The organism is Pseudomonas sp. MT3, assembly GCF_054720805.1.
Window position 1 is genome coordinate 82,451 of record NZ_JBTVPY010000018.1, and the last position, 16,519, is coordinate 98,969.

At 65.8% G+C, this 16,519-nt stretch carries 15 protein-coding genes; 9 read left to right on the top strand and 6 right to left on the bottom strand.

Annotation, left to right across the window (positions count from 1 at the left end):
• Positions 1-70: 70 nt before the first annotated feature.
• Together ACYCAX_RS18740 and ACYCAX_RS18745 are read left to right on the top strand one after the other, a co-directional pair.
• A complete protein-coding gene (locus ACYCAX_RS18740; protein ID WP_294973613.1) occupies positions 71-1,390 on the top strand; it encodes an NAD(P)/FAD-dependent oxidoreductase in 1,320 nt (439 codons plus the stop codon).
• A gap of 69 nt (positions 1,391-1,459) precedes the next feature.
• Positions 1,460-3,013 carry a phospholipase D family protein gene (locus ACYCAX_RS18745; RefSeq protein ID WP_294973611.1) on the top strand — a complete coding sequence of 518 codons (1,554 nt, stop codon included), beginning with the start codon at positions 1,460-1,462 and terminating at the stop codon, positions 3,011-3,013.
• On the opposite strand, the gene ACYCAX_RS18750 is transcribed toward ACYCAX_RS18745, so the two are convergent.
• Both ACYCAX_RS18750 and ACYCAX_RS18755 read right to left on the bottom strand, forming a co-directional pair.
• Complete coding sequence (locus tag ACYCAX_RS18750) at positions 3,010-4,179, bottom strand: MFS transporter (RefSeq protein ID WP_294973609.1); 1,170 nt, start codon at positions 4,177-4,179, stop codon at positions 3,010-3,012. The genes ACYCAX_RS18745 and ACYCAX_RS18750 overlap by 4 nt on opposite strands.
• A gap of 199 nt (positions 4,180-4,378) precedes the next feature.
• The gene (locus tag ACYCAX_RS18755) at positions 4,379-5,872 is read right to left on the bottom strand and encodes an aldehyde dehydrogenase (protein ID WP_460248578.1); all 1,494 of its coding nucleotides are present in this window, start codon (positions 5,870-5,872) and stop codon (positions 4,379-4,381) included.
• A gap of 304 nt (positions 5,873-6,176) precedes the next feature.
• Here ACYCAX_RS18755 and ACYCAX_RS18760 point away from each other — a divergent pair, with 304 nt between their 5' ends.
• Positions 6,177-6,539: a cupin domain-containing protein gene (locus ACYCAX_RS18760; protein WP_460248579.1), complete on the top strand. Its 363-nt coding sequence runs from the start codon at positions 6,177-6,179 to the stop codon at positions 6,537-6,539.
• A gap of 344 nt (positions 6,540-6,883) precedes the next feature.
• Here ACYCAX_RS18760 and rpmG read toward each other — a convergent pair whose 3' ends face one another.
• Positions 6,884-7,039: a 50S ribosomal protein L33 gene (gene rpmG / locus ACYCAX_RS18765; RefSeq protein WP_009614117.1), complete on the bottom strand. Its 156-nt coding sequence runs from the start codon at positions 7,037-7,039 to the stop codon at positions 6,884-6,886.
• A 12-nt stretch (positions 7,040-7,051) separates the two neighbouring features.
• Complete coding sequence (rpmB, locus tag ACYCAX_RS18770) at positions 7,052-7,288, bottom strand: 50S ribosomal protein L28 (protein ID WP_015479545.1); 237 nt, start codon at positions 7,286-7,288, stop codon at positions 7,052-7,054.
• 365 nt (positions 7,289-7,653) lie between these two features.
• Between rpmB and ACYCAX_RS18775 the strand changes: the two genes are divergently transcribed.
• Positions 7,654-9,225, top strand: a complete 1,572-nt coding sequence (locus ACYCAX_RS18775) for an ABC transporter substrate-binding protein (RefSeq protein WP_294981060.1) — start codon at positions 7,654-7,656, stop codon at positions 9,223-9,225.
• 21 nt (positions 9,226-9,246) lie between these two features.
• Here the strand turns inward: ACYCAX_RS18775 and radC are convergent, their stop codons facing one another.
• Positions 9,247-9,921 (bottom strand): RadC family protein, encoded by a 675-nt coding sequence (gene radC, locus ACYCAX_RS18780; protein ID WP_015479547.1) that lies wholly within the window; start codon positions 9,919-9,921, stop codon positions 9,247-9,249.
• Between the two features lie 142 nt (positions 9,922-10,063).
• On the opposite strand from radC, the gene coaBC reads away from it, so the two are divergent.
• The 5 genes from coaBC to ACYCAX_RS18805 all read left to right on the top strand — a co-directional run bounded on the left by coaBC (position 10,064) and on the right by ACYCAX_RS18805 (position 15,875).
• Positions 10,064-11,272 carry a bifunctional phosphopantothenoylcysteine decarboxylase/phosphopantothenate--cysteine ligase CoaBC gene (gene coaBC, locus ACYCAX_RS18785; protein WP_015479548.1) on the top strand — a complete coding sequence of 403 codons (1,209 nt, stop codon included), beginning with the start codon at positions 10,064-10,066 and terminating at the stop codon, positions 11,270-11,272.
• 7 nt (positions 11,273-11,279) lie between these two features.
• Complete coding sequence (dut, locus tag ACYCAX_RS18790) at positions 11,280-11,735, top strand: dUTP diphosphatase (RefSeq protein ID WP_015479549.1); 456 nt, start codon at positions 11,280-11,282, stop codon at positions 11,733-11,735.
• A 1,264-nt stretch (positions 11,736-12,999) separates the two neighbouring features.
• Positions 13,000-14,391, top strand: a complete 1,392-nt coding sequence (gene algC / locus ACYCAX_RS18795; protein WP_460248587.1) for a phosphomannomutase/phosphoglucomutase — start codon at positions 13,000-13,002, stop codon at positions 14,389-14,391.
• Between the two features lie 20 nt (positions 14,392-14,411).
• Positions 14,412-15,317 (top strand): acetylglutamate kinase, encoded by a 906-nt coding sequence (gene argB, locus ACYCAX_RS18800; RefSeq protein ID WP_015479551.1) that lies wholly within the window; start codon positions 14,412-14,414, stop codon positions 15,315-15,317.
• Between the two features lie 111 nt (positions 15,318-15,428).
• Entirely contained in the window at positions 15,429-15,875 is a 447-nt protein-coding gene (locus tag ACYCAX_RS18805; RefSeq protein WP_015479552.1) for an acyl-CoA thioesterase, read from the top strand.
• A 9-nt stretch (positions 15,876-15,884) separates the two neighbouring features.
• On the opposite strand, the gene ACYCAX_RS18810 is transcribed toward ACYCAX_RS18805, so the two are convergent.
• Entirely contained in the window at positions 15,885-16,511 is a 627-nt protein-coding gene (locus ACYCAX_RS18810; protein WP_041712264.1) for a hypothetical protein, read from the bottom strand.
• Between the last annotated feature and the right edge of the window lie 8 nt (positions 16,512-16,519).

Sequence of the window (16,519 nt, forward strand, 5' to 3'; positions counted from 1 at the left end):
ATTGGCGTGGCGGGAAGTCGGCGTTTATCCTGCGTAAAATTTTAACAACATAAAAATCAGGATATCGCACATGAACGCCCGCGTTCACCAGCCGGTGCACACCGACCATCACGCCCCTTCCTACTACGCCGCAAGCGTCAATCGACGCCTCGAAGTGCCTCCCCTGGCCGGTGAGGAAAAGGCTGACGTGTGCATCATCGGCGGTGGCTTCTCCGGGTTGAGCACCGCTATCGAACTGGCCGAGCGCGGCCTCTCGGTGGTGCTGCTCGAGGCCCACCGGATCGGCTGGGGCGCCAGCGGGCGCAACGGCGGCCAACTGATTCGCGGGGTCGGCCACGGCGTCGAGCAGTTCGAACCGGTGATCGGTGCCGACGGCGTGCGCGAACTCAAGCTGATGGGCCTGGAAGCCGTGGAGATCGTCCGCCGCCGCGTCGAACAGTACTCCATCGACTGCGATCTGATCTGGGGCTACTGCGACCTGGCCAACAAGTCGTCGGACGTCGAAGGCTTCCAGGAAGATTTCGACGAACTGAAAAGCCTCGGCTACCGCCACGAACTGCGTATGGTCCCGAAAGAGGAAATGCGCTCCATCGTCGGCTCCGACCAGTACGTCGGCGGCATGGTGGACATGGGCTCCGGCCACCTGCACCCGCTCAACCTCGCCCTGGGCGAAGCCGCCGCAGCGCAGAGCCTGGGCGTGCGCCTGTTCGAAAATTCGAAGGTCACGGCGATCGACTACGGCAGCGAAGTGCGCGTGCGCACCGCCGGCGGCAGCGTACGCGCCAAGACCCTGGTGATCGCCTGCAACGCCTACCAGAATGGCCTGAATCACTACCTCGACGGCAAGGTGCTGCCGGCCGGCAGCTACGTGATCGCCACCGAGCCGCTGTCCGCCGAGCAGGCCCACGCCCTGTTGCCGCAGAACATGGCGGTGTGCGACCAGCGCGTAGCGCTGGACTACTACCGACTCTCCGCCGACAACCGCCTGCTGTTCGGCGGCGCCTGTCACTATTCGGGCCGCGATCCGGCGGACATCGCCGCCTACATGCGGCCGAAGATGCTCAAGGTGTTCCCTCACCTGGCGAACGTCCGCATCGACTACCAGTGGGGCGGCATGATCGGCATCGGCGCCAACCGCCTGCCGCAGATCGGCCGCCTGCCGAACCAACCCAACGTGTACTTCGCCCAGGCCTACGCCGGCCACGGGGTGAATGCCACGCACCTGGCCGGCAGGCTGCTCGCCGAAGCCATCGCCGGCCAGCACGGCAGCGGTTTCGAACTGTTCGCCAAGGTGCCGCACATCACCTTCCCCGGCGGCAAGCTGCTGCGCTCGCCGCTGCTGGCCTTAGGGATGGCCTGGTACCGCTTCAAGGAAACCCTCGGCGGCTGACCGCCCACGCGATCCAGCGGCTAGAATCTTCCGCAGCCCGTCACCGGCGGGCTTGTCGGAGACTTCTCATTGCTTCATCGCCTGCTCCTGCCGATCCTGCTGGTCCTGGGGGGTTGCGCCAGTGCGCCACCGCCCGAGCCTTCGCACGTGCTGCCGGTGCAGGGCACCCGGCTGGACAACCAGATCAGCGAGCAGGCCGCGGCCCATCCCGGCCAGTCCGGCTTCCACCTGCTGGCCTCCAGCATCGACGCCTTCCTCGCCCGCGCCGAACTGATCCGCAAGGCCCAGCGCAGCCTCGACATCCAGTACTACATCGTCCACGACGGCCTCACCACCCGCGCCGTGATCCGCGAGTTGCTGCGCGCCGCCGACCGGGGCGTGCGCGTACGCGTGCTGATCGACGACACCAGCAGCGACGGCTGGGACTACGAGCTGGGCACCCTCGCCGCCCACCCGAACATCCAGATCCGCCTGTTCAACCCGCTGCACCTGGGCCGCAGCACCGGTTTCACCCGCAACATGGGGCGCCTGTTCAACCTCTCCGAGCAGCACCGGCGCATGCACAACAAGCTGTGGCTGGCGGACGACAGCGTGGCCATTGTCGGCGGCCGCAACCTGGGCGACGAGTACTTCGGCGCCAAGGCCGAGATGAATTTCAGCGACCTCGACCTGCTCGGCGTCGGGCCGGTCGCCCAGTCCCTCGGGGTGAGCTTCGACCAGTACTGGAACAGCACCCTGAGCCGCCCCATCGAGGACTACCTCTGGAGCCGGCCGGGCAAGAAGGAGCTGGACGGCGTCCGGCGCCGCCTCGACCGCTACCTGGAGCGTGCGCGGGTCAAGCGCTCGGGCTATATCGCACGGCTCAACCTCAGCAGCAACCGGCCGCACCTGGACAACTGGCTGGACGACCTGGTGTGGGCGCCCGCCCACGCCATCTGGGACGCTCCGCTGAAAGTGCTCGACCAGGGCGACTCCCGGCCCGAGCAACTGCTGAGCACCCAACTCGCCCCGCTGTTCGACGGGGTTTCCCATGAGCTGATCCTGGTTTCGGCCTACTTCGTACCGACCCGCGCCGGGGTCGACTACCTGACCCGGCGCGCCGACCAGGGCGTCAGCGTGCGCCTGCTGACCAACTCGCTGGAGGCAACCGACGTACCGGCCGTCCACGCCGGCTACGCGCCGTACCGCATGGCCCTGCTGGAGCACGGAGTGAAACTCTTCGAACTGCGCGCCGAACCGGACCAGCGCATCGCCGGCGCCCCCTGGATGGTGCGCGGCTCCAGCAGCGCCAGCCTGCACAGCAAGGCGGCGGTGTTCGACCGCCGGCAGGTGTTCGTCGGCTCGCTGAACTTCGACCCGCGCTCGGTGCTGTGGAACACCGAAGTCGGGGTCATCGTCGACAGCCCGGAACTGGCCGAACAGGTTCGCCGCCTGGCACTGACCGGCATGTCGCCCAACGTCAGCTACCAGGTGAAGATCGACCGCAGCGGCGCGCGGCCCCGGTTGGTCTGGATCGACGAGCGCGACGGCCAACGCCACACGCGGCACCATGAACCGGGCAACCTCTGGCGCCGCTTCAATGCCTGGGTCGCCGGTGCCATCGGGCTGGAGAAGATGCTTTAGAAACGCTCCCGCTGCAGCTCGGCGTCGGTCGCCTGCATGGCCGGCGGCAGGCCGCGGTAGGACACCAGCACGACGAAGCCCGCCGCGCCCAGCGCCATTACCATCGGCAATGCATGACCGCTGATCCACTGGCTCGCGGCGCCCGTGGCCAGCGGACCGATCAGGCAGCCGATCCCCCAAAGCTGGGCGATGTGCGCATTGGCACGAACCAGGGCATCGTCCCGGTAACGCTCTCCGATGAGGATCAGCGACAGGGTGAACAGCCCGCCCGCGCTGGCGCCGAACAGTACCAGCACCGGCCAGATCACCGGACCGTGCAGCAATGGCGGAATGCCCAGGCTGCTCGCCAGCAGCACCAGGCCGCAGCCCTTGAACAGCGTCTGCCGGGAGATGCGATCCGCCAGCCAGCCGATGGGCAGTTGCAGCAGCGCATCGCCGATGACCACCGTGCTGACCATCGCCAGCGCCACTGCCTGGGTGAAGCCCTGTTGCACGCCGTAGACCGGCAGCAGGGTGAGGATCATCGCCTCGAAACCGGCGAACAGCACCACCGCCCAAGCGATCGCCGGCAACTGCGCGCAGAAGCCGAACAGCCCGCGCCCGGAAGCGCTGTGCGGATCGACCTTGGGCGCGCCGCCACGGCCGAGCAGCAGCAGCGAACCGCCGATCAGCAGGCACCCGCTGAACCAGAAGCCACGGTCATCGGCAGTGCCGATGAAGGTCAGCAGCACCGGGCCGGACAACTGGCTCAGCGCATAGCCGGTGCCATACAGCGCCACCAGGCGACCACGCCATTTCTCGATGGCCAGCTGGTTGATCCAGCTTTCACCGAGGATGAACACCACGGTCAGTTGCACGCCGATCAGCAGGCGCAGCAGCAGCCAGACCGGATAACTCTGCAGCAACGCCAGCAGGCCGACCGAGAAGGCCCCCGAAATCAGGCACAGCTGCATCAGCCGCGGCGTACCGATACGCGCCGCGAGCCGGCCGGCCAGTGCGGCCCCCAGCAGCACACCCACCGCGGGCGTCGCCGCCATGACGCCAATGGCGAAGCTGCCATAGCCCCAGCTTTCGAGGCGCAGCGACACCAGCGGCATGGTCAGCCCGAGGGCCAGGCCGATACTGATGACCGACAGGCAGACCGCAGAATAGGCACCCCAACGCATTGTCTTTCTCCCGTTCCATCCGGAGCGCACGCCGGGCCCGTCAGGTTGCCCGATGCGCAATGCACAACGGCCGGGCTTCCCAGAGGGAAACCCGGCCGCAGGTTTGGCTCTTGTCAGAGCGACCCCTGAACGGGGCCGACCTGGCCAGGCCTGGATCGATAAGGTCGTTACGGAGGGAGCGAGCTCCCCCGCGCCGTCCTTAGAGTTTGATCCAAGTGGCCTTCAGCTCGGTGTACTTGTCGAACGCGTGCAGCGACTTGTCGCGGCCGTTGCCGGACTGCTTGAAGCCACCGAACGGTGCGGTCATGTCTCCGCCGTCGTACTGGTTCACCCACACGCTGCCGGCGCGCAGCGCCTTGGCGGTCAGGTGCGCCTTGGACAGGTCGCTGGTCCATACCGCAGCGGCCAGGCCGTACGGAGTGTCGTTGGCGATGCGGACGGCTTCCTCGGCATCGGTGAACTCGATGACCGACAGCACCGGGCCGAAGATCTCTTCACGGGCGATGCGCATGGCGTTGGTCACGCCGTCGAAGATGGTCGGCTCGACGTAGGTGCCGCCGGTCTCTTCCAGGGTGCGCTTGCCGCCGGCCACCAGCCTGGCGCCGTCGTCGTGGCCCGCCTGGATGTAGCTCAGCACGTTGTTCATCTGGGTGGTGTCGACCAGCGCACCGACGTTGGTTTCCGGGTCCAGCGGGTTGCCCGGCTTCCAGGCCTTGATGGCTTCGACGACCAGCGGCACGAACTCGGCCTTGATCGACTTTTCCACCAGCAGGCGCGAGCCGGCGGTGCAGACTTCGCCCTGGTTGAAGGCGATGGCACTGGCGGCGGCTTCGGCGGCGGCCTTCAGGTCCGGCGCGTCAGCGAAGACGATGTTCGGGCTCTTGCCGCCGGCTTCCAGCCAGACGCGCTTCATGTTCGATTCGCCGGCGTAGACCATCAGCTGCTTGGCGATCTTGGTCGAACCGGTGAACACCAGAGTGTCGACGTCCATGTGCAGGGCCAGGGCCTTGCCCACGGTGTGGCCGAAGCCCGGCAGGACGTTGAACACGCCTTTCGGGATGCCGGCCTCGATGGCCAGCTGGGCGATGCGGATGCCGGTCAGCGGGGACTTCTCGGAGGGCTTCAAGATCACCGAGTTACCGGTGGACAGCGCCGGGCCGAGTTTCCAGCAGGTCATCAGCAGGGGGAAGTTCCACGGCACGATGGCAGCAACCACGCCTACCGGCTCGCGGGTCACCAGACCCAGTTCGTTGTGGGCGGTGGCGGCGACTTCGTCGTAGATCTTGTCGATCGCTTCACCGCTCCAGCGCAGGCTGTTGGCGGCGCTGTTCACGTCGATGCTCAGCGAGTCGCTGATCGGCTTGCCCATGTCCAGGGTTTCCAGCAGGGCCAGCTCTTCGGCGTTTTCCAGCAGCAGCTCGGAGAAGCGGATCATGACCTTCTTGCGCTGGGCCGGGGCCATGCGCGACCACACCCCGGAGTCGAAGGTGGCACGGGCGACCTGCACGGCACGCTCGGCATCGGCGAGGTCGCAGCTGGCGACCTTGGCCAGGAAGCGGCCATCCACGGGGCTGATGCAATCGAAGGTGGCGCCGGATACGGCGTCGACGTATTCACCGTTGACGAAGGCGCGGCCTTCGATCTTCAGATCCTTGGCGCGAGCTTCCCAATCGGCGCGAGTGAGGGTACCCATGACAACGTGTCCTCTTATTAATGTACTTATCTAAGGTCCAGGCGCCCGGTGCGGGCGCGCTGTCAAATATTCCGCAAGGCGGAGCAAACGCATGCTGTCCGCCACCCTAAACCGGAGCCTGGCAATTTTCAATATTTTTTACACTATGCGGCCAAATTGCCTTGTCACGTTCGTTTTATTAAACATAGACTGCCTTGATTCATCGGCTGATGGTTTTCCGACAGCCGTATCGGAGTAAATATCCAACAGCGCTGCGCGTGCCCGCACGCACTCTCGCCAACAACTCTAAAGAACCGAGACCGCCATGAACGTCGAGCAGATCGTCGATTTCGCCCAGGCCACCACCGCCCCCGAACACTACCGCCCCGCCCCGGACCGCATCATCAAGGGCGACCCGGCGCAGAGCGTGCGCAACCACTACACCAGCGACTGCGGCCAGTTCAACGTGGGCATCTGGGAAGGCGAGCCGGGCCACTGGAACGTCAGCTACACCGAGCACGAGTACTGCGAGATCCTCCAGGGCGTATCGGTGATCCGTGATGCCAACGGCGGCGCCAAGACCGTGCGCGTCGGCGACCGCTTCGTCATCCCGGCCGGCTTCAGCGGCACCTGGGAAGTGCTGGAGCCTTGCCGCAAGGTCTACGTGATCTTCGAGCAGAAGGCCTGATCGCCCGACCATGAAAAAGCCCGTCGATTGGCGTAATGCTGTTCACTTAAGCATTTAGTGGACAATCGCGAGCTCTGATATACCGATACCAGGTGCTCTGGTATCGGTTTTTTGTTCCTTTTTCAGAGCCACAGAGGGAACAACCCATTCAAAATCTCCGCTTGAGGCGACCTGCGGAGCAAAGAAACGCCGCGATCCTGGCAAAGGAGTCGCGGCGTTTTTCTTAAGTGAACAGCATTACGTCGATTGGCGGGCTTTTTTGTACCTGCCGCGTCACGCGGGAAACGGCAGGCAAGAAAAAACCCGCCACGAGGGGCGGGTTTCTTCACAAGGGCGAAGATCAATTACTTGATCTTGGCTTCCTTGTAGATCACGTGCTTGCGAACAACCGGATCGAATTTCTTGATCTCGATTTTCTCAGGCTTGGTGCGCTTGTTCTTGTCGGTGGTGTAGAAGTGGCCGGTACCGGCGCTGGACACCAAACGGATCAGTTCACGCATGACTGCAGCTCCTTAGAATTTTTCGCCGCGGGTGCGCAGGTCGTTCAGAACGGCCTCGATACCACGCTTGTCGATGATACGCATGCCTTTGGCGGAAACGCGCAGACGTACGAAACGCTTCTCGGATTCTACCCAGAAACGGTGGTGCTGCAGGTTCGGCAGGAAACGGCGACGGGTTTTGTTGTGTGCGTGGGAAATGTTGTTCCCGGTAACCGGACCCTTACCGGTCACTTGGCAAACTCTCGACATGGCTCAGCCCTCTGTAAACCACATGCCAAACCCGGCATGGGTTGGCTGCTTAACTCAATTGGATTCTCAGTTTCACCAGGGTCTTAACTGCCACATCGCCGCGAACGGGTCGCAAGATCAGAGCAGGGCCCCAGAAAAGAGCGCAGCTTTATATCAGAAAGACACTCCGCGCTGCAAGGGCGGGCGCCACTCCGGGAACGCAACGCCAGCCCCCGTGGGGCGTGGCACTCGTGCCGTTCGTCGCCTGTCATCGTTGTCGCTGCGGGCATGTTGGTCTAGGGTAGCGCCTTCGAGGCTGCCAACAGCCTTGCATGACTCGCCCAACCCCGCGGATGGGCATCTTGCCACCCTGTACGGAGTCCGTCATGCGTCTCGCCCTGCTCGCCCTCCTGATCTCCCCGGCGCTCGCCAGCGCCGCCTCGCTGAGCGTCTGCACCGAAGCCAGCCCCGAAGGCTTCGACGTGGTCCAGTACAACTCGCTGACCACCACCAACGCCTCGGCCGACGTGCTCATGAACCGCCTGGTGGACTTCGACGCCACACGCGGCGAGCTGGTCCCCAGCCTGGCCGAGCGCTGGACGGTATCCGCCGATGGCCTGACCTACGATTTCCAGCTGCGCGATGCGGTGAAGTTCCACCGCACCGACTATTTCAACCCCAATCGCGCGCTCGACGCCGACGACGTGGTGTTCAGCTTCCAGCGCATGCTCGACCCCGCGCAGCCCTGGCACAAGGTGGCGCAGAGCGGCTTCCCCCACGCCCAGTCGATGCAACTGCCGAGCCTGGTGAAGTCGGTGGAGAAGATCGGCGCCCACCAGGTGCGCTTCACCCTGAACCACCCGGACGCCACGTTCCTGCCGATGCTGAGCATGGGTTTCGCTTCTATTTATTCCGCCGAATACGCCGACCAGTTGATGAAGGCCGGCACCCCGGAAAAGCTCAACGCCCAGCCGATCGGCACCGGCCCCTTCGTCTTCAAGCGCTTCCAGAAGGACGCCGTGGTGCGCTACACCGCCAACCCCGACTACTTCGGCGGCAAACCGGCGGTGGACAACCTGGTGTTCGCCATCACCCCGGACGCCAGCGTGCGCATCCAGAAGCTCAAGCGCGGCGAGTGCCAGATCGCCCTGTCGCCCAAGCCGGTGGACGTGGAGACCGCTGCCAAGGCCGCCGACCTCAAGGTCGAGCAGACTCCCACCTTCATGACCGCGTTCGTCGGCATCAACAGCCAGCACGCGCCGCTGGACAATCCCAAGGTGCGCCAGGCGATCAACCTCGCCTTCGACAAGCGCAGCTACCTGCAGGCAGTCTTCGCCGGCAGCGCCACCCCCGCCGACGGCGTCTATCCGCCGAACACCTGGAGCTACGCCAAGGACATCCCCGGCTATCCGCACGACCTGGCCAAGGCCCGCACCCTGCTGGCCGAGGCCGGGCTGAAGGACGGCTTCAAGACCACGATCTGGACCCGCCCCTCCGGCAGCCTGCTCAACCCCAACCCCAGCACCGGCGCGCAACTGCTGCAGTCGGACCTGGCGCAGGTCGGCATCCAGGCCGAGATCCGCGTGATCGAATGGGGCGAGCTGATCCGCCGCGCCAAGGCCGGCGAGCACGACCTGCTGTTCATGGGCTGGGCCGGCGACAACGGCGACCCGGACAACTTCCTCACCCCGCAATTCTCCTGCGCCAGCGTGAAGTCCGGGCTGAACTTCGCGCGCTACTGCGACGACAAGCTCGACGGCCTGATCAGCCAGGGCAAGGCGGTGGCCGACCAGGCCAAGCGCAGCGAGCTGTACCACCAGGCGCAGCAGATCATCCATGACCAGGCGCTGTGGCTGCCGCTGGCGCACCCAACGGCTTCGGCGATCATCCGCAAGGACGTGAAGGGCTACGCGGTGAGCCCGTTCGGCCGCCAGGATTTCTCCAGGGTCACCTTCTGAGGCACGGCCTGGGCACGGCGGCTACAGCCAGCCGTGCTCGGCCATCGACAGCGGCTCGCCCTCGCCAACGATGAAGTGATCGAGCACGCGTACGTCGATCAGCGCCAGCGCATCGACGATGCGCCGGGTCAACAGGCGATCGGACTGGCTCGGCTCGCAGACGCCGGACGGATGGTTGTGCGTGAGGATCAGCGCAGCCGCATTGTGCGCCAGCGCGCGCTTGACGATCTGCCGGGGATAGACGCTGGCATTGTCGATGGAGCCGTGGAACAGCACCTCGAAACTCAGCACCCGGTGCCGATTGTCCATGAACAGGCAGGCGAACACCTCATGGGGCTCGTGGCGCAGCCGCGCCTTGAGGAAATCCCGCACGGCCTGCGGACTTTCCAGCACCGAGTCGCGGCGCAACTGCTCGGCGAGGTGGCGCCGGGCGATCTCCAGCACGGCCTGCAACTGCACGTACTTGGCGACACCCAGGCCCAGATGGCTGCAGAAGGAGTCCAGATCGGCCTCCAGCAGCGCGCGAAGGCTGCCGAACTCGCCCAGCAGCCGCCGCGCCAGATCGACGGCGCTGCATCCGGCGACGCCGGTGCGCAGAAAGATGGCCAGCAATTCGGCGTCGCTCAGGCTCGCCGCACCCCGCTCGAGAAGCTTCTCCCGCGGGCGCTCCGCCGCGGGCCAGTCACGAATGCTCACAAGACCTCCCAGTCATGCCAGCCCGCTGTTCCCATGCGGGCGCTGTGTTATCTTAGCTGTCTCGCTTCGCGCAGCCGGAGGCCTGGGGAGGCGTCGCCGGCTTCAGCGCGCGTCATCCATTTCCGTAAATTAAGGCTGGCCTATGCAGCGGCTCTATCGTAAACGCATCGTCCTGGGCGTCGGCGGCGGCATCGCGGCCTACAAGAGCGCAGAACTGGTTCGCCGCCTGCGCGACCAGGGCGCCGAGGTGCGTGTCGTGATGACCCACGGCGGCCGCGAGTTCATCACCCCCCTCACCCTCCAGGCGCTGTCCGGGCACCCGGTGCATCTGGACCTGCTCGACCCCGCCGCCGAAGCGGCTATGGGCCATATCGAGCTGGCCCGCTGGGCCGACCTGGTACTGATCGCGCCGGCCACCGCCGACCTGATGGCACGCCTGGCCCAGGGCATCGCCAACGACCTGCTGACCACCCTGGTACTCGCCACCGATGCGCAGATCGCCCTCGCCCCGGCCATGAACCAGGCCATGTGGCGCGACCCGGCCACCCAGGTCAACGTCGAGCTGCTGCGTTCGCGAGGCATGCACCTGTTCGGCCCCGCCGCCGGCAGCCAGGCCTGCGGCGACGTCGGCCCCGGCCGCATGCTGGAAGCCGAGGAGCTGGCGCAACGCGCCGCCGACTGTTTCGAAGTCAAGGACCTGACCGGCCAGCACGTGCTGATCACCGCCGGGCCCACCCAGGAAAACATCGATCCGGTGCGCTACATCACCAACCACAGCTCCGGCAAGATGGGCTTCGCCCTGGCCGAAGCCGCGGCCGAAGCCGGCGCCCGCGTAACCCTGGTGACCGGCCCGGTGTACCTGCCGACCCCGGACCGAGTCAACCGCGTCGACGTGGTCAGCGCCCGCGACATGCTCGCCGCCTGCGAAGCCGCGATGCCAGCGGACATCCTGATCGCCGCCGCCGCCGTGGCCGACTACCGCCCGGAAGTGGTCGCTTCGCAGAAGCTCAAGAAAGACCCCACCAAGGGCGACGGCCTGCTGTTGCAGCTGGTGCGCAACCCCGACATCCTCGCCACCCTCGCGCAGCGCTGCGATCGCCCCTTCAGCGTGGGCTTCGCCGCCGAGACCGAGAACCTGCTCGAGTACGCCTCGCGCAAGCTCAAGGACAAGAATCTCGACCTGATCGTCGCCAATGACGTTGCAAATCCGTCGATCGGCTTCAACAGCGAAGAGAACGCCATCACGGTCATCGACCGCGAGCTGCACGAAACTGCGTTCGCCCAGACCAGCAAGGGCAAGATCGCCCGCCAGTTGATCGCCTTCATCGCTGACCGCATCAAACGACACTGAGAACTCAATGCACTCTCTGCAAGCCAAGATCCTCGACCCCCGCCTGGGCAACGAATTCCCGCTGCCGCAGTACGCCACCCCGGGTTCCGCCGGCCTCGACCTGCGCGCCATGCTCAAGGAGGACTGCGTCCTCGAACCGGGCCAGACCGTGCTGATCCCCACCGGCCTGTCGATCTACATCGCCGACGAGGGCCTCGCCGCGCTGATCCTGCCGCGCTCGGGCCTGGGCCATAAGCACGGCATCGTGCTGGGCAACCTGGTGGGGCTGATCGACTCGGACTACCAGGGCGAGCTGATGGTGTCCTGCTGGAACCGTGGCCAGAGCGCCTTCACCATCGCCGTGGGCGAACGCATCGCCCAACTGGTGCTGGTGCCGGTGGTACAGGCGCATTTCGAGCTGGTCGAGCACTTCGACGAGACCCAGCGTGGCGCCGGCGGCTTCGGACATTCGGGCAGCCACTGATCGCTCACTTCAGGATGAATCGCCGAGGAGACGTTGCATGAAACTTTTCCAACGCACCGCCAAGGACGCAGGTGACCTGTCGGAGCTCATACCGGCAGGCAAGGCAGCCAAACGCGTGCCCGCTGCCGCGAAATCCGATCTGAAACCCCTGGCGCCCGCGTTCGCCGTCAGCGTGGCGGGCGTCGTCGCGGCCGGCGCCCTGCTCTGGCTCAGCCTGTTCGGCAGCGCCGAGCAGGTCCATCGCCAGCAACTGGCGAGCGCCTGGTCGGAAGGCCAGGCCGGCGCCCTGCGCCAGTCTCTGAACCAGCTGTCCGCGGACAACCGCACCCTCGCCGGCAACCCGGAGCTGCTGCCGACCCTGCAGAGCCATGACCCCGCTCGCATCGCCGCGCTGGAGAAGACTCTCGCGCAATGGCATCTGGATGGCCTGGTGGATGTCTACCTGAACGCCAACGGCCAGGCCGTGCAGGATACGCAGCGCCCCGGCCCGCTGAACTATGCGGCGCTGGACATGCTGCACCGCGTCGAAAGTGGCCAGGTCGTCGCCCCGGAGGCCTACAAGGTCGGTCAGCGCTGGCTGGTCTACAGCGCCACTGCGCTGCGCGCCGCGGACAACTCGATCCAGGGCAGCCTGTTGCTGGTGGTCGATCTGAAGCGCCTGCTCAATAGCCTGCCGCCGATGCCCGCAGATGTCGGCCAGTTGCGCCTGGCGCAACAGTTCGGCAGTTCGCCGGCACAGGTGCTGCTGCAATCCGGCGAGGCTGCCGACGCACCCGCCCAACCGCTCAGCAGCGGCAACCCGAACTGGAAACTCAGTTTCACCGCCGGCCCGGCGCTGCTCGCACCGCTGTACTCCCCCGTTCTGCTGGGCCTCGCCGGCCTGCTCGCGCTGGTCGGCTCGCTACTCGGCGTCTACCTGGCGCAGAGCGCTCTGCAGCGCCGCGTGAACAAGGACGCCCAGAGCCTCGGCCAGTTCGCTCAGGAACTCGCCGGCCAACGTACTGCCAAAGTTCCTGAGCTGAGCCTGCCAAGCCTGCAGGCAGTGGCTCAGGCACTGGCCCGCCAGCCACGCCGCAAGGCCGAAACCTCCGGTGCCAGCAGCCCCGACGCCCCTGTCCGGCCGTCCCCCGTGGCCGCCGCGGCGCGCGCCCCGGCTGCCACCGAGACGCCATTGGTCGATCCGTTGTTCCAGAGTACCGACATTCTGGATATCGACATACTTGATGAAGACCAGGACCTCCTGGGATTGGAGCAAACCACCGCTATGAGCACGCCTAAAGCCCCGCAACTGCCCGCCAGCATCTTCCGCGCCTACGACATCCGTGGCGTGGTCGGCGACACCCTGACCGCCGAAACCGCCTACTGGGTCGGCCGTGCGATCGGTTCCGAAAGCCTGGCGCGCGGCGAGCCGTGCGTTTCCGTGGGCCGCGATGGCCGCCTGTCCGGCCCCGAGCTGGTCCAGCAACTGATCCAGGGTCTGCTCGACTGCGGCTGCCAGGTCACCGACATCGGCATGGTGCCGACCCCGGTGCTGTACTACGCGGCCAACGTCCTGGAAGGCAAGTCGGGCGTGATGCTCACCGGCAGCCACAACCCGCCGGACTATAACGGCTTCAAGATCGTCGTCGCCGGCGAGACCCTGGCCAACGAACAGATCCAGGCCCTGCGCCAGCGCATCCAGAGCAACGACCTGGCCAGCGGCGTGGGCAGCGTGCAGCAGGTCGACATCCTGCCGCGCTACTTCCAGCAGATCCGCGACGACATCGCCCTGGCCAAGCCGCTGAAAGTGGTGGTGGACTGCGGCAACGGCGTGGCCGGCGTCATCGCCCCGCAACTGATCGAAGCCCTGGGCTGCACCGTGATCCCGCTGTACTGCGACGTCGACGGCACCTTCCCCAACCACCACCCGGACCCGGGCAAGCCGGAGAACCTGGAAGACCTGATCGCCAAGGTGAAAGAGACCGGCGCCGACCTGGGCCTGGCCTTCGACGGCGACGGCGACCGCGTGGGCGTGGTGACCAACGAAGGCACCATCATCTACCCCGACCGCCTGCTGATGCTGTTCGCCAAGGATGTGGTCTCCCGCAATCCGGGCGCCGACATCATCTTCGACGTGAAATGCACCCGCCGCCTGATCTCGCTGATCAGCGGCTACGGCGGCCGTCCGGTGATGTGGAAGACCGGTCACTCGCTGATCAAGAAGAAGATGAAGGAAACCGGCGCCCTGCTCGCCGGCGAGATGAGCGGCCACATCTTCTTCAAGGAGCGCTGGTACGGCTTCGACGACGGCATCTACAGCGCCGCGCGCCTGCTGGAAATCATCAGCCTGGACAAGCGCGACGCCGAGCGCGTGTTCGCTGCCTTCCCGCTGGACATCTCCACCCCGGAAATCAACATCACCGTCACCGACGAGGGCAAGTTCGCCCTGATCGAGGCGCTGCAGGCCCGTGGCCAGTGGGGTGAAGCCAACCTCACCACCCTCGACGGCGTGCGCGTGGATTACCCCAAAGGCTGGGGCCTGGTACGCGCCTCCAACACCACCCCGGTGCTGGTGCTGCGTTTCGAGGCGGACACCCAGGACGAACTGGAACGCATCAAGGACGTGTTCCGCACCCAGCTGAAAGCGGTCGACCCCGCCATCAGCCTGCCCTTTTGACCTATTTGCCGGAGCCCACCATGACCCAGAGCCGCGATGACGCCGCCCAGGTTGCCCGCGTCCTTGCTGAAGCCCTGCCCTACATCCGCCGCTTCGTCGGCAAGACGCTGGTGATCAAGTACGGCGGCAACGCCATGGAAACGGACGAGCTGAAGAACAGCTTCGCCCGCGACGTGGTGCTGATGAAAGCCGTCGGCATCAACCCGGTGGTGGTTCATGGTGGCGGGCCGCAGATCGGAGACCTGCTCAGCCGCCTGTCGATCGAGAGCCACTTCATCGACGGCATGCGCGTCACCGACGCGCAGACCATGGACGTGGTGGAGATGGTCCTCGGCGGCCAGGTGAACAAGGACATCGTCAACCTGATCAACCGTCATGGCGGCAGCGCCATCGGCCTGACCGGCAAGGACGCCGAGCTGATCCGCGCGAAAAAGCTCACCGTCACCCGCCAGACGCCGGAGATGACCAAGCCGGAAATCATCGACATCGGCCACGTGGGTGAAGTCACCGGGGTCAACGTCGAGCTGCTGAACATGCTGGTGCAGGGCGACTTCATCCCGGTGATCGCGCCGATCGGCGTGGGCGCCAACGGCGAGTCCTACAACATCAACGCCGACCTTGTGGCCGGCAAGGTGGCCGAGGCGCTGAAGGCCGAGAAGCTGATGCTGCTCACCAACATCGCCGGCCTGATGGACAAGCAGGGCGAGGTACTCACCGGCCTGACCACCGAGCAGGTCAATGAGCTGATCGCCGACGGCACCATCTACGGCGGCATGCTGCCGAAGATCCGCTGCGCCCTCGAAGCGGTCCAGGGCGGCGTGACCAGCGCGCACATCATCGATGGCCGCGTGCCCAACGCCGTGCTGCTGGAAATCTTCACCGACAGCGGCGTCGGCACCCTGATCACCAACCGCAAGTCGCGCTGATCGAAAACGACACCCGCCTGGAGCGATCCACGCGGGTGTTTTTCTGCCTGCTCGAGGCGTGATCAGCAGTCTTGGATGTCCAGCCCCGAACAGGTCATGAGGAGGTATCGCATGGCCGCATCCCCCGTCTCCCGCAACGACTTCAGCTTCTTCCACGGCCTGCGCGTGCGCTGGTCGGAGGTCGACCCGCAAGGGATCGTCTTCAACGGCAACTACCTGACCTACGCCGACGTCGCCACCACCGAATACTACCGCCACCTCGGCGTGACGTACCCGGCCGACCTGCTGCGTGGTGGCGGCGATCTGTTTGCTGTGAAAACCACCCTGGAATACCTGGCGCCGGCCCACTTCGATGAGTGGCTGGAGCTGGGAGTGCGGGTGAGCCGCCTGGGCCGCAGCAGCCTGACGTTCCAGGTGGCGATCTGGTGCGACGAACAGTTGCTGACGCTGGGGGAGCTGATCTACGCCTATGCCGGCGAAGACCGCACGAGCCAGCCCTTGCCGGACTGGCTGCGCGGGAAGATCAACGAATTTGAAAGGTGTTCGCCACAGCAGTGAGCCGCAGGCTCAATGGCTATCACCGAGCAGTTGCGCCAGGCGCGCGCGGTCGACGGCGAAGCCCTTGACCGCCTGCTCGCGCAGTTGCCCGTAGCGGTCGAGGTCCTGTATCAGGCGCTTCTCTTCGTCGCGCAGGTTGGACAGCTGGGCCTCCAGCTCTGCGGGCACCTGGCGGCCGGCGCGCTCCTGGTCAGCGGCACGGGACTGCAGGTTGGCCTGCTGAGTCTTGAGCGCCTGCAGGTTGCCCTTGGCCACGCTGCTCAAGGCATCCAGCTCCGTCAGCTTGCGATCGCGCGCGCGATCCACGTCCTTCACGCCGGTGTACAGGCGCAGCAGTTGCGCATCGGAACTGGCGCGCGCGGCATCCGCCTTGCGCTGCTCGATCTCGGCGGCCGTCGGTGCCGGCGGCACCACGCGGATCACCCGTCCCTGCTCGTTGAGCACCTCGTAGCCCTTGCCGATGTATTCGGACGGCACGCCCTGGCGATCAATGACGATCCCACCCGCGTCGTCGATGTAGCGGTACATCTCCACCGAAGAGCCCTTGGACTCTCCGGCGGCCAGTGCCTGGCCCGCGAGCATGGCCCCCAGAAGCCCCATCAATATCCTGTAGCGGAAAGCACCCTGCTCGGCCATGCCCGACA

What these genes read in the sequence shown, in the direction of transcription:
- rpmB (WP_015479545.1), bottom strand. Translation starts at nt 7,288, where the DNA reads ATGTCGAGAGTTTGCCAAGTGACCGGTAAGGGTCCGGTTACCGGGAAC.
- ACYCAX_RS18760 (WP_460248579.1), top strand. Translation starts at nt 6,177, where the DNA reads ATGAACGTCGAGCAGATCGTCGATTTCGCCCAGGCCACCACCGCCCCC.
- argB (WP_015479551.1), top strand. Translation starts at nt 14,412, where the DNA reads ATGACCCAGAGCCGCGATGACGCCGCCCAGGTTGCCCGCGTCCTTGCT.
- rpmG (WP_009614117.1), bottom strand. Translation starts at nt 7,039, where the DNA reads ATGCGTGAACTGATCCGTTTGGTGTCCAGCGCCGGTACCGGCCACTTC.
- ACYCAX_RS18740 (WP_294973613.1), top strand. Translation starts at nt 71, where the DNA reads ATGAACGCCCGCGTTCACCAGCCGGTGCACACCGACCATCACGCCCCT.
- coaBC (WP_015479548.1), top strand. Translation starts at nt 10,064, where the DNA reads ATGCAGCGGCTCTATCGTAAACGCATCGTCCTGGGCGTCGGCGGCGGC.
- algC (WP_460248587.1), top strand. Translation starts at nt 13,000, where the DNA reads ATGAGCACGCCTAAAGCCCCGCAACTGCCCGCCAGCATCTTCCGCGCC.
- ACYCAX_RS18810 (WP_041712264.1), bottom strand. Translation starts at nt 16,511, where the DNA reads ATGGCCGAGCAGGGTGCTTTCCGCTACAGGATATTGATGGGGCTTCTG.
- ACYCAX_RS18775 (WP_294981060.1), top strand. Translation starts at nt 7,654, where the DNA reads ATGCGTCTCGCCCTGCTCGCCCTCCTGATCTCCCCGGCGCTCGCCAGC.
- ACYCAX_RS18805 (WP_015479552.1), top strand. Translation starts at nt 15,429, where the DNA reads ATGGCCGCATCCCCCGTCTCCCGCAACGACTTCAGCTTCTTCCACGGC.
- ACYCAX_RS18755 (WP_460248578.1), bottom strand. Translation starts at nt 5,872, where the DNA reads ATGGGTACCCTCACTCGCGCCGATTGGGAAGCTCGCGCCAAGGATCTG.
- ACYCAX_RS18750 (WP_294973609.1), bottom strand. Translation starts at nt 4,179, where the DNA reads ATGCGTTGGGGTGCCTATTCTGCGGTCTGCCTGTCGGTCATCAGTATC.
- dut (WP_015479549.1), top strand. Translation starts at nt 11,280, where the DNA reads ATGCACTCTCTGCAAGCCAAGATCCTCGACCCCCGCCTGGGCAACGAA.